Source organism: Flavobacterium pisciphilum (genome assembly GCF_020905345.1).
In the GTDB taxonomy this organism is placed as follows: Bacteria; Bacteroidota; Bacteroidia; order Flavobacteriales; family Flavobacteriaceae; genus Flavobacterium; species Flavobacterium pisciphilum.
Genome location: NZ_JAJJMO010000001.1, coordinates 130,363 through 144,017 on the forward strand (window position 1 = coordinate 130,363; position 13,655 = coordinate 144,017).

Below are 13,655 nucleotides of genomic sequence, written 5' to 3' on the forward strand. Positions count from 1 at the left end.
ATTAATATTTGTATGTACAAGTGTTAAATAAAAAATAAGACTTATACTTTTAATTACAATAACCTAAATTTGTGAATTAACTTAAAACCAAAATCTATTAATTCTAGTTTTACCCAATATCTTATGAAAATAAAAAACCTTGTTTATGCCTTGCTAATAATCGGAATAGGAGGATTTATCGCCTACCGAATTGTATCCAATAAAAATAAGAATGACGAATCTAAAGGTCAGAATAGTAAAAACAATCCAATTACTGTTTCGGGAGTTGTAGTAGATACTCAAACTTTTGATAATAATTTATCCTTATCTGGATCTATTGAAGCCAATGAACAAGTAGAAATTAGAAGTGAAGTTTCTGGTATTGTTGAAGGTATTTATTTTAGTGAGGGAAGTAATGTCACTAAAGGTCAGGTTCTTTTTAAGGTAAACGATTTAGAGTTAAAAGCACAACTAAAACAAGCTACTACTAAAGAAAGTCTGGCTGCAGAAAATGCTAGAAGAGCTAAATTACTTCTTCAAAAAGAAGCTATTAGTCAGGAAGAATATGATGTTGCTAAAGCTGATTATGCTTCTGCGCAAGCACAAAGCCAATTAATACGTGCACAAATTGCAAAAACAGCTGTAAAAGCTCCGTTTTCTGGAAAAATTGGATTGCGTTCAATTTCTCCGGGTACCTATATCACACCTACAGTTTTGGTTGCAAAGTTGGTTAATACCAGTAAATTAAAAATTACATTCTCAATCCCAGAGAAATACGCTAGCCAAGTAAGAGATAATTCTATTATTACCTTCACTGTTTCGGGGTCAAATACATTATATACTGCTAAAATCTATGCTATTGAGCCAGAGGTTGCTGTTGAAACAAGAACGCTTCAAATTAGAGCTATTGCAGAAAATAAAGATGGTAAATTATTCCCAGGGACATTTGCTGATGTAAAATTACCATTGGATATCATAAAAGATGCGATTGTAGTTCCTACTGAAGCAATTATACCGGTTCAGAATGGTAAAAAGGTTTTTATCTCAAATTTTGGTAAGGCCAAAGAAGTAATGGTAGAAACTGCTACAAGAACAGATGCTTCAATTTTGATTCTTTCTGGTTTAAAAAAGGGCGATACCGTTATAACAAGTGGTGTAATGTCATTAAAAAATGATAATCCAATTAAAGTAAAAGTTAAATTATAAGTTATGAATTTGAAATTATAAGATTTGACACTTTTGTTAAATCTCAAATAATTAAAAAACATAATTCATTCCCCCATTTATAATTCAAAAAAATGAGTTTATCAACTACAAGTATAAGGAGGCCCGTACTAACAATTGTTTTGAATCTAGCAATTGTATTATTTGGTCTTATAGGATATAGTTTTTTAGGTGTAAGAGAATTTCCATCTATCGATCCAGCACAAGTTTCTGTTCGTACGAACTATACAGGAGCAAATTCGGATATTATAGAATCTCAAATTACCGAACCGCTTGAGAAAGCAATTAATGCCATTGACGGAATTCGAAATATTACTTCATCAAGTGTACAAGGAAGTAGTAATATTACCATTGAATTTAATCTTGATAAAAACCTTGAAGAAGCAGCAAATGATGTTCGTGATAAAGTATCACAAGCTGTTCGTAGTTTGCCACAAGATATAGATGCTCCTCCAGTTGTTTCTAAGGCTGATGCTAATGGAGAATCTATAATTTCTATGACGGTTCAAAGTGATACGAGAAGTGCGCTTGAATTGAGTGATTATGCTGAGAATGTTATTTCACAACGATTAGAAACGATTCCGGGAGTAAGTGGTGTTCAAATTTGGGGGCAAAAGCGTTATGCTATGCGTTTGTGGATTGATCCAATAAAATTGGCTGCATACGGATGTACAGTATCTGAAGTTCGTAATGCATTAAATGCTCAAAATGTTGAGCTACCATCTGGAAAGTTAACTGGAGACAATACAGAGTTAACTGTAAAAACGGTTGGAAATTTATCTAAAGCGGAAGAGTTTAATAATATTATTATTCGCTCAGAAGGCGAAAAAATAGTTCGTTTAAGTGATGTTGGAAGAGCTGAATTAGGGCCTGAAAATACAGAAACGAAACTAAGTCAGTCTGGACTTCCTATGATTGGTCTTGCGATTGTACCTATGCCGGGAGCTAATTACCTTGATATTTCTAAAGAGTTTTATAAAAGATATGATGCATTAAAAAAAGATCTACCTAAAGATATTCAACTTAATATTGCAATCGACAGTACTCTTTTTGTTAAGAAATCTGTTTTAGAAGTTGCCGAAACCTTAATGATATCTATTGTTCTGGTTATCTTGATTATCTTTTTGTTTTTTAGAGATTGGGCAATTGCATTCAGACCCTTGATTGATATCCCTGTTTCTTTAATAGCAACATTCTTTATTATGTGGCTCTTTGGATTCTCAATTAATGTACTGACCTTACTGGCAATTGTCTTGGCTACAGGACTTGTGGTTGATGATGGAATTGTGGTAACCGAGAATATCTTTAAGAAAGTTGAAGAAGGAATGTCGCCAATTGAAGCAGCGATTAAAGGATCAAATGAGATTTTCTTTGCTGTAATATCTATTTCGGTAACACTTGCTGCTGTATTTTTACCAGTAATCTTTTTGGAGGGATTCGTAGGACGACTGTTTCGAGAGTTTGGAGTTGTCATTGGTGCGGCTGTATTAATTTCTGCATTTGTTTCTTTGACGTTAACCCCTATGTTGAATGCTTATTTAATGAAAGGTGGCGAACAAAAAAAGTCAAATTTCTATATTAAAACTGAACCTTACTTCGAAAAATTGAATAGTGGATATGCTGAAGCATTAACTCGTTTTATGAAGAAAAAATGGTTGAGCTTCCCTATTATTGCTATTTGTTTTGGATTGATTTATTTGTTTTTTAGCATATTGCCAAAAGAAACAGCTCCTTATGACGATAGAAGTTCGCTTGTATTAAGTGTTACTACTCCTGAAGGATCTTCATACGAATATACAGATCGTTTTATGCAAGAACTTGGGCAGCTGATTGAAGACTCGATTCCAGAGAAAAAAGTGAGCTTAGTAATTACTTCACCGGGATTTGGATCTTCTTCTGTAAATAGCGGAAGGGTTAGAATTGCATTGAGTGAACCAAATGAAAGAACGCGTTCTCAAAAAGAAATTGCTGAAAAACTAACCAAATGGACCAAAAGATATTCTGAAGCAAAAACTTCTGTAACTGAACAGCCTACTATTGCTGTAAACCGTCGTGGAGGATTGCCAATTCAGTATATTATTCAGGCACCTAATTTTCAGAAACTACAAGAAAAGATTCCGTTGTTTATGGATGAAGCCAATAAAAATGATACTTTTTCGGTAACAGACGTAAACTTGAAATTTAATAAGCCAGAAATAAATGTAAGTATCGATCGTGAAAAAGCAGAGAGTTTAGGTATTTCTATTATCGATATTGCACAAACATTACAACTTTCTTTAAGTGGTCAACGTTTTGGTTATTTTATTAAAAACGGTAAGCAATATCAGGTTATAGGACAATTTGATCAAAAAGACCGTTCGAAACCATTGGATTTGACTTCGATGTTTGTAAAAAACAAAAAAGGACAATTAATACAAATGGATAATGTGGTTACGATTGAAGAACAAAGTAACCCACCACAATTGTATCATAACAACAGGTATATGTCGGCTACAGTTTCGGCTGGTTTAGCTCCGGGCAAAAGTATTAGTGATGGTATTGATGCTATGAATGAAATCAAAGCTAAAGTTCTAGATGATTCTTTTACTACAGATTTAGGTGGGGAATCACGAGATTTTGTTGAAAGTAGCTCGAATACCTCATTTGCATTTGGATTGGCTTTATTGTTAATATTCTTGATATTATCTGCTCAATTTGAAAGTTTTATTGATCCGTTTATTATTATTTTGACTGTTCCAATGGCTGTTGCTGGGGCATTATTCTCTCTATGGTTGTTTAATCAAACGTGGAATATCTTTAGTCAGATTGGAACTGTGATGCTGATTGGTTTAGTGACTAAGAACGGTATTCTAATCGTCGAGTTTGCTAATCAATTACGAGAACAAGGAAAGCCAAAATTAGAAGCTATTTTAGAAGCTTCTGAAGCTCGACTTAGACCAATCTTAATGACAAGTTTGGCAATTGCATTAGGTGCTTTACCAATTGCAATGTCGCTTGGTGCTGCTTCTACAAGCCGTATAGGAATGGGAGTTGTTATTGTTGGAGGTACTATTTTCTCTTTAATTCTTACCTTGTTTGTCATTCCAGCGATGTATTTAATGTGGTCTAAAGCCCGTAAGCATTATCCTGAGTTTGATCATATCGAAGAATATGAAAAAGAAAGTAGTAAATAATCTCTCAGAACTTACTTTAAATAAAAAATAGTAACCACGAATCGCTTTTAGATGAAAAATTGATTTGCAGATTCGTGGTAATAAATATAAAAAATGATGTACACTAAAACTCTATTTAAATGCTTGGTTTTGTTTCTTTCTTGTATTGCAACAAGCAATGCTCAGGAGGTTCTTACTATAGAAAATGCAGTGAAAATTGCATTGGATAATAATTTTGAAATAAAAATAGCTTCAAATAATTTAAAGATTAATGAAACTAATGCTACAATAGGAAATGCTGGAATGTTGCCAAAAGTTACCGCTAGTGTTGTAGATAATAATAGCATACAGAACACTTCTCAAACTCGTCAAGACGGAACTTCTACTTCATTGAGTAATGCGAAAAACAACAGCTTAAACTATGGTGTAGGATTAGATTGGACGATATTTGATGGTATGCGAATGTTTGCTCAATTGGACCAGCTTAAAGAACTACAGAAATTAGGAGATGCCGAATTGAGACGTACAATTTTAGTTAAAGTTGGACAGGTTAATTCTACTTACTATGATTTGGTTCAACAACAGCAACAATTAACTGCATTAGATTCAACTATAGTAATTTCTAAGCAAAGATTGACTTTGGCACAAAATAGATTTTCTATTGGTAAAGCTTCAAAATTGGAGGTTTTAAATGCACAAGTAGATTTAAATACAGATCAGGTTTCTTTATTGAGACAGAAAGAATTATATGCAAATACAAAGATTCTATTGAATCAGATTTTGGCAAGAGATTCTAAAATAGACTTTAAAGTTATAGATAAAGTTACTGTAGATAATACTTTGATTTTAGATAACTTACTAGAATTGGCTAAAAAGCAAAACCCACAATTAGAATCACAAATTATAAATATTAGAATTGCTGAATTACAATTAAAACAAGTAAAAGCAAACCGCTACCCTACTGTTAAATTAAACACTGGATATAATTTTTCAGAGAGTCATTCTAGTTTAGGATTTACAAGTGAATCAACGGCTAGAGGATTAAATTATGGATTTAGCGCCTCTCTTAATCTTTTTGATGGTTTTGCTCAACACCGAAATGAAAAGACTTCTAAACTACAAATTGAGAATACTAAATTTGCTTTAGAGCAACAAAATCAAATCTTGAGCACACAATTATCGACTTCTTATCAAACCTATTTAACGAATTTAGAGTTGATTAATTTAGAAGAAAACAATGAAGCAATTGCCAAACAAAACTTAGATATCACTCTCGATAAATTTCGCATAGGAACCATTACAACTCTTGAGTTTAGAACGGCACAGCTTAATCATGTGAATGCAAAAGTACGTTATAGTAATGCGCAGTTTGAAGCTAAATTATCTGAAATTGCTTTAAAAGAATTAGCAGGAAATATTAGTTTTTAGCCTAATTTTGTTTCAAACTAATATCAAATGATATCATACAATACTAAAGACTGGTTTACTTTTATTTTTCACTTCCATAAATCGGATACAGTTAGAAAACTTTTCCCGATCATGATTGCTATAGGAATCTACTCTACAACAGTAGGTTATCTAGAGATTTATTATTTTAAGATTGGGAAAAATGATTACGTTCAGAATATTCCAATTATGCACGGAATGCTAGGATTTGTAATTTCGTTGCTATTAGTATTTCGTACCAATACTGCCTATGATCGTTGGTGGGAAGGAAGAAAACAATGGGGAAGTCTTGTTAACAATAGCCGTAATCTAGCGATTAAACTTTCGGCAATGTTAAAAGATGAAAATGATAGAAAGTTTTTTAGAAAATTTATACCTGTTTATGCTGATGTGCTGCACAAACATCTGAATGATTCTGAAACTAGTAGACAGCTTTTTGAAGATGTTGATTTAGAAATTGACCATCACAAGCACAAGCCTAATCAGGTAAAAAGAATCATGTATCATAAAATGAATGATTTGTATGATTCTAAGAAAATATCGGGTGAACAGCTTATTATTTTGAATGAAGAGTTTAAAGTTTTTACAGATGTTTGTGGTGCTTGTGAGAGAATAAAAAACACCCCTATTCCCTACTCTTACAGTGCATTTATCAAAAAATTTATCTTCTTTTATATAATGACTTTGCCTTTTGGTTACTCTATCAGTCTGGGTTATTATGTTGCTCCTGTTGTTGTTTTTGTTTTTTACGTACTAGCGAGTTTAGAGCTTATTGCAGAGGAAATAGAAGATCCATTTGGTGAGGATGAAAATGATTTACCTACCAAAAAAATAGCTGAAAATATTAAAAAACATGTCGAAGAGCTGATTTAATTTAACGTTAAATCTTCTTTTCATATGGTTATTTTGCTTAAATTTAAGCTTTCGTCTTAAATTTTAAAGCAATGCAGAATCAACGTTTTTTAATCAATCCGCTTCAGTTGTCAAAAGAGAAATCCTTAAAAACTCTTGTTGAAAATAGGACGATTTATAACTTGAATCATTGTGAGTTAAATATTTTCGAAACATACGAATCATCGACATTAGTTCCTTTGAAGTTTGATGATTTGGTTGTTACAAGTATGTTGCGAGGAAAGAAAATAATGCATCTTTTTGACGATCCTGAATTTGAGTATTTACCAGGACAAACGGTTGTTGTTCCTGCAAATGTGGAAATGAAAATTGATTTTCCTGATGCAACAAGAAATAACCCTACACAATGTTTAGCTTTAGCAATCGAGCAATCTAAAATTACCGAGACATTAAATTTCTTAAACGAGAGATATCCTAAAGAGAATGATGTGTATTGGCAATTGAATTATCAAAATTATTTTTTCTACAATAATGTCGATATCGCTGCTACAATCAATAAACTCATTAAGGAATGTATAAGCACATCGACAACCAAAGACATATTGGCTGATTTAACTCTGAAAGAATTGTTGATTCGCATCATACAAACGCAAACTGTAAAAGCTATTGATGAAGGAATGGCAATTCAGGCTAACAATCCAATAAAAGAAGTTACAGAGTTTATCAAGCAGAATTTAAAGGAAAATATGAATTTAAAGAGCTTGAGCGAAAAAGCTTGTATGAGTACTGCTTCCTTCTATCGTTTTTTTAAGAGAGAACTTGGAATGAGTCCAATAGAATATGTTCTGAATGAAAAAATAAAATGCGCCAAGAAATTATTGAAGAATCCTTCGATTCAAATTAATGAGGTTTGCTATTTATCTGGATTTGAAGATGCTAATTATTTCATTAGATTATTCAAAAAGCATGAGGGTATTACCCCTAAGCAATATCAGTTGTTATTTATTAATTAAGTAACTGAGGTTCTGAGGTGTTACGTTTTTTAGTATTCAGTGTTTAGTTATTAGTATTCAGTCTCAGTTTTCAGTTTTCAGCTTTTAGAAACTTAGTAACTTAGTAACTCAGCACCTTAGTAACTCAGAACTTTAGAACCTTAGAAACCTTTGCTTCTTTGAGCCTTTGCTCCTTTGAACCTCCTAAAAACCTACTCAATCACCTTAACTGGCTCTAAGTTTTTCTCTTCTTCTTCAGTGAAAATTCGGTATTCAATTTGGAATGTCTTTTTTAACGGTGTTTCTAAAGAAAATCCGCCAACTCCAAACGCATCTATTACATTGAGTGTAAAATGGGCATGTTTCCAATATTCGAATAAATCTTTGTCTACCCAAAATTCGGTATCTTCAATTGTTCCGATGCAAACGTCTCCTGTTCGCTGATAAAAACCACCTTTTTCAAAACACTGTGGCTGGGTTCCTTCACAGCAACCACCAGCTTGATAAAACATTAATTCACCGTGTTTTTCTTTTAATATTTTTATCAATTCTATTGCTTTTTCTGAAGCATCAATTCTTTTTATCATGATTTCATATTTTAAAAAAAAAAGCAACAAACTCTTATGGTTATAATGAGTTTGTTGCTTTCATGATTTAATTAAGGTTTAGCAATTTCAAGAACTACCCTTCCTTCAATTTGTCCTTTTTTCATTTTGTCAAAGACTTCATTGACATCTTCTAATTTTGCAGGATTGATGGTCGCTTTTACTTTTCCTTCTGTAGCAAATTCTATTGCTTCCTTCATGTCTTTACGTGTACCTACAATTGAACCACGAATTGTTATTCTGTTTAAAACAGTATCAAAAATTGATAAATCAAAATTTCCTGGAGGTAGTCCATTAAGTGCCATTGTACCTTTTCGTCTTAAAGTTTCAAGTCCTTGCTTGAAAGCTATAGGAGAAACGGCTGTAATTAGTGCCCCATGCATTCCACCAACTTCCTTTTTTAAGAACTCTCCAGGATTTTGATTTTTAGCGTTTACAACCAAATCAGCACCAAGTTTTTTTGCTAAATTCAGTTTATCATCGGCAACATCTATTGCTGCAACATGCATTCCCATTGCTTTTGCATATTGTACAGCAACGTGACCTAATCCTCCAATTCCTGAAATAGCAACCCATTCTCCTGGTTTTACCTCGGTTTCTTTAAGTCCTTTGTATACTGTAACTCCAGCACATAGTATTGGTGCCATTTCCATAAAATTCACATTAGATGGTAGGATTCCAACATATCTTGCATCGGCAATTACATATTCAGCAAATCCACCATCTACACTATAACCACCGTTTTGCTGGGTATCACATAAGGTTTCCCAACCGGTAATGCATTGGTCACATCCTCCACAAGCACTATAAAGCCAAGGCACACCTACTGCATCGCCTTCTTTTACATTTTTCACATCCTGTCCTACTGCTGCAACATAACCTACGGCTTCATGTCCTGGAATTAATGGCATTTTAGGTTTTACGGGCCAATCCCCTTCTATGGCGTGTAAATCGGTATGACAAACTCCACTTGCAATAACTTTTACAAGTATTTCGTTTTTACCTGGTCGTTTTACTTCTACTTCTTCAATTTTTAAAAGAGAACCAAATTCTCTTATAACTGCGGCTTTCATTGTTTTTGGCAACATAATCGTATTGATTTATAAGACCAGTGCAATTTACCGGCCTTCGGTTTATATAATTGTTTAAAAGAAGCCTAATTTCTTTTTGTCATAAGAAATCAGCATGTTTTTTGTCTGACGGTATTGTCCTAACATCATTTTGTGGTTTTCACGACCTATTCCTGATTGCTTGTAACCTCCAAACGGTGCGCCCGCAGGATAAGAGTGATATTGATTTATCCAAACACGTCCCGCTTGAATTGCTCTTGGAACTTGATAAATTTCGTGTGCATCACGTGTCCAGACTCCTGCTCCTAATCCGTACATGGTGTCATTTGCAATGGCAATAGCTTCTTCAGTGGTTTTAAAAGTGGTTACCGCTAGAACTGGCCCGAAAATTTCTTCCTGAAAGATCCTCATTTTGTTGTTTCCTTTGAATAATGTAGGTTTGATGTAGTAACCTCCTTCTAAATCTCCACCTAGATTATTCTCTGCACCACCTGTTAGTAATTCGGCACCTTCTTCTTTACCTAATTTTATATACGAAAGAATTTTTTCTTTTTGTACTACCGAAGTCTGTGCTCCTATCATTGTTGTTTTATCCAATGGGTTTCCTGCAATAATCGCTTCAGTTCTTTCTATGACTCTTTTAATGAACTTATCATAGATGTCTTCATGAACTAAAAGTCTTGATGGACAGGTGCAAATTTCTCCTTGATTTAAAGCAAATAAGACAGCTCCTTCAATGGCTTTATCAAAGAAATCATCATCATGATCGGCAATGGATGGGAAGAAGATATTTGGTGATTTTCCACCAAGTTCTAATGTAACTGGGATGATGTTTTCGGTAGCATATTGCATTACCAATCGACCTGTAGTCGTAGAACCAGTAAATGCTGCTTTTGATACTTTTTTATTGGTAACTAAAGGACGTCCAAGTTCAGCACCAAATCCATTAACGATATTTAATACTCCGGGAGGAAGTATATCGCCAATAAGCTCCATTAATACTAATATAGAAATAGGTGTACTTTCAGCAGGTTTTAATACAATTGTATTTCCTGCTGCTAGTGCTGGAGCTATTTTCCAAACTGCCATTAGAATTGGGAAATTCCAAGGAATAATTTGGGCTACCACTCCTAAAGGCTCACTTAGAGCAATTGAAACTGTTTGAGAATCTAATTCTGCGATTGAGCTTTCTTCAGCGCGTATTACACCCGCAAAATACCTGAAATGATCTATTGCCAACGGAATATCAGCTGCCAAAGTTTCTCGTATTGGTTTTCCGTTATCCACTGTTTCTACAGCGGCGATATATTCTAGGTTGTCTTCTATTTTTTGAGCTATCTTATTTAATAGAATACTACGCTCTGTTACGGAGGTTTTTCCCCATGTTTTAAATGCTTCATAAGCTGAGTCTACAGCTAAATCAATATCTTCTTTACCAGAATGTGCTGCTTTTGTAAAGACTTTACCATCTATTGGAGAAACGACATCAAAGTATTCTCCTTTTATTGGTGCTGTAAATTTTCCACCAATGTAATTATCGTATTTTGCCTTAAATTCAGGTCTTTTAGCTAGAGTACTCATAAAATATTTTTTTTGGATTTATTTCAAATTTACTTTCATTCTTTTATAAAGAATAGCACAATTCATTCATCTAATAGCACAAAAAATGCAGATTCTCTTTTATAACTAAATTTTAATACTCTATTAGTAAAATATTACGATAAAAAATAGAGAATATTTAAAACAGATTAATTTGCATTCAATTAAAAAGAGCTGTAAAAAACCAAATAAATTGTTTCCTACTACAATGTGCAATGCCTATATTTGTAAACTTATTCAAGAATAATATTACTCAAATGAAAATATCTTACAACTGGTTAAAACAATTCATTAAAATAGACTGGAAATCTGACGAAACATCTACTTTACTTACTGACTTAGGTCTTGAAGTGGAAGTAGTTGAAAAATACCAATCAATAAAAGGCGGATTAGAAGGCATTGTTGTAGGGCATGTATTAACCTGTGAGCAGCACCCTGATGCTGATCGATTGAAAATTACAACTGTTAATATAGGATTAGAGCAACCTATACAAATTGTATGTGGAGCAGCTAATGTTGCTGCAGGACAAAAAGTTCCTGTTGCTACTATTGGTACTGTTTTATATGATAATACTGGTGCTTCTTTTGTTATTAAAAAAGGAAAAATACGCGGACAAGAAAGCCATGGAATGATTTGTGCTGAAGACGAATTAGGTCTAGGAACGGGTCATGATGGAATTATGGTTCTAGATGAAGCTTTGGTACCAGGAACTCCTGCTTCTGAAGTTTTTAATATTGAAAGTGATGAAGTTTTCGAAATTGGATTAACTCCAAATCGTGCCGATGCAATGAGTCATCTTGGTACTGCGCGTGATTTACGTGCGGGGTTATTGCAAAGAGGTCAAAACGTAGAATTAATTACACCATCTGTAAGTAATTTTAGAGTTGACATGCGAACTTTAAAAATTGATGTAAATGTTGAAGAGCCTTCTTTAGCTCCTAGATATTGTGGTGTTACCATTTCTGGAATTACAATAAGTGAATCTCCAAGCTGGTTACAAAACAGATTAAAAGCAATTGGAATCACTCCTAAGAATAATATTGTAGATATTACTAATTATGTTCTTCATGAATTAGGGCAGCCTTTGCATGCATTTGATGCTAGCAAAATAAATGGAAAAATCATTGTAAAAACTGTTCCAGCTGGAACTAAGTTTGTTACTCTTGATGATGTTGAAAGAACATTGCATCAAGAAGATTTAATGATATGCGATGAGAAAGGCCCATTGTGTATTGCAGGGGTATTTGGAGGTAAAAAATCTGGTGTGACTGAAAGTACTACTTCTATATTCTTAGAAAGTGCATATTTTAATCCGGTTAGCGTTCGTAAATCGGCTAAAAGACACCAATTGAATACAGATGCTTCTTTTAGATTTGAAAGAGGTATTGATCCATCGATTACTGCTTATGCATTAAAACGTGCTGCTTTATTGATTAAAGAAATTGCTGGTGGAGAGATTACTTCTGACATTGTTGAGATCTACCAAAAGAAGATTGAGGATTTCTCTGTTTTTCTAAACTTCTGTCATGTATCAAAAATTATTGGACAAGAGATTCCAAAAGATACAATCAAGAAAATATTAGTATCTCTTGATATTAAAGTTAATAGTGTGTCTGAAGCTGGTTTAGGTTTAACAATTCCTGCTTACCGTGTTGATGTACAACGTGAAATTGATGTTATTGAAGAAATTCTTAGAGTTTATGGATACAACAACATTAATTTTTCTAAAAAATTCAATGCTACAGTTTCTAACTCACCAAGAACAGAGGATTATAAAGTACAAAATAGTATTGCGGCGCAATTAAATTCACAAGGGTATCATGAAATGATGGCCAATTCGTTGACAACTCCTGCGTATGCTAATCTTTCTTCTTCATTAAAAGAAGAGCATAATGTTACGATATTAAATCCGTTGAGTAATGATTTATCAGTAATGCGTCAATCATTATTGTTTTCTGGATTAGAAGCAATTTCATATAACATCAACAGAAAAAACTCAGATTTAAAATTATTTGAATTTGGAAAATCATACCATAAGTTTCTAAATGGATATGAAGAGCATAAACACCTGACTTTGTTTATTACTGGAAACAGAAATAAAGAAACTTGGACTAATGGACAACAAACTACAGATTTCTTTTTATTAAAAGGATATGTAAACGGTGTTCTATCTCGTTTAGGAATTGATAAAATTAATAATATCCCAACACAATCAGATGTGTTTTCTGAAGGGGCTGCTATTGGATACGGACACGATACTTTAGTGGAAATGGGAGTTGTTAAAAAATCTATCTTGAAACACTTCGGAATTAAACAAGATGTTTTTTATGCTGATTTTAATTGGGATTTGATTTTAAAGATAATTACAGGTAAAATAAAATATACTGAAATTCCTAAATATCCTGAAGTACGTAGAGATTTAGCGTTATTGATTGATCAAAATGTAACCTACGATAGTATTTACAATCTTGCTAAACAAACTGAGAAAACGTTGTTAAAAGATGTAAATTTATTTGATGTTTATGAAGGTAAAAACCTTCCTGAAGGTAAGAAATCTTATGCATTGAGTTTTACTATTCAAGACAATACTAAAACGCTTACTGACGCTCAAATTGATAAGATCATGAGTAAATTGCAACAAAATTTCGAAGCTGAACTTGGAGCAACTTTACGTTAAGTAAAAAATATTCTATATAAGAATCCGCTAGAGAATTTAAATATTCTTTAGCGGATTT

Annotated in this window: 9 protein-coding genes; 6 read left to right on the forward strand and 3 right to left on the reverse strand. The window is 33.2% G+C overall.

The annotated features are described in order from the left end of the window. The first annotated feature begins 123 nt into the window (after positions 1–123). The 5 genes from LNQ49_RS00600 (at position 124) to LNQ49_RS00620 (ending at position 7,666) form a co-directional block, all read left to right on the forward strand. Positions 124–1,185, forward strand: coding sequence for an efflux RND transporter periplasmic adaptor subunit (locus tag LNQ49_RS00600; protein WP_229986857.1), 1,062 nt, complete (start codon positions 124–126; stop codon positions 1,183–1,185). A 92-nt stretch (positions 1,186–1,277) separates the two neighbouring features. Then, positions 1,278–4,376 carry an efflux RND transporter permease subunit gene (locus LNQ49_RS00605; RefSeq protein WP_229986858.1) on the forward strand — a complete coding sequence of 1,033 codons (3,099 nt, stop codon included), beginning with the start codon at positions 1,278–1,280 and terminating at the stop codon, positions 4,374–4,376. Between the two features lie 96 nt (positions 4,377–4,472). Next, complete coding sequence (locus tag LNQ49_RS00610; protein ID WP_229991304.1) at positions 4,473–5,783, forward strand: TolC family protein; 1,311 nt, start codon at positions 4,473–4,475, stop codon at positions 5,781–5,783. Positions 5,784–5,810: 27 nt separating this feature from the next. Continuing rightward, a complete protein-coding gene (locus LNQ49_RS00615) occupies positions 5,811–6,674 on the forward strand; it encodes a bestrophin family protein (RefSeq protein ID WP_229986859.1) in 864 nt (287 codons plus the stop codon). A gap of 71 nt (positions 6,675–6,745) precedes the next feature. Beyond that, positions 6,746–7,666, forward strand: a complete 921-nt coding sequence (locus tag LNQ49_RS00620) for an AraC family transcriptional regulator (RefSeq protein ID WP_229986860.1) — start codon at positions 6,746–6,748, stop codon at positions 7,664–7,666. 191 nt (positions 7,667–7,857) lie between these two features. On the opposite strand, the gene LNQ49_RS00625 is transcribed toward LNQ49_RS00620, so the two are convergent. From LNQ49_RS00625 to LNQ49_RS00635, 3 genes are all read right to left on the reverse strand, one after another. Then, the gene (locus LNQ49_RS00625) at positions 7,858–8,232 is read right to left on the reverse strand and encodes a DUF779 domain-containing protein (RefSeq protein WP_229986861.1); all 375 of its coding nucleotides are present in this window, start codon (positions 8,230–8,232) and stop codon (positions 7,858–7,860) included. 71 nt (positions 8,233–8,303) lie between these two features. Then, positions 8,304–9,323 (reverse strand): alcohol dehydrogenase AdhP, encoded by a 1,020-nt coding sequence (adhP, locus tag LNQ49_RS00630; protein WP_229986862.1) that lies wholly within the window; start codon positions 9,321–9,323, stop codon positions 8,304–8,306. A gap of 72 nt (positions 9,324–9,395) precedes the next feature. Further along, positions 9,396–10,901 (reverse strand): aldehyde dehydrogenase family protein, encoded by a 1,506-nt coding sequence (locus LNQ49_RS00635; RefSeq protein ID WP_229986863.1) that lies wholly within the window; start codon positions 10,899–10,901, stop codon positions 9,396–9,398. A 275-nt stretch (positions 10,902–11,176) separates the two neighbouring features. On the opposite strand from LNQ49_RS00635, the gene pheT reads away from it, so the two are divergent. Beyond that, positions 11,177–13,597: a phenylalanine--tRNA ligase subunit beta gene (gene pheT / locus LNQ49_RS00640; RefSeq protein WP_229986864.1), complete on the forward strand. Its 2,421-nt coding sequence runs from the start codon at positions 11,177–11,179 to the stop codon at positions 13,595–13,597. The last annotated feature ends 58 nt before the right edge of the window (positions 13,598–13,655 follow it).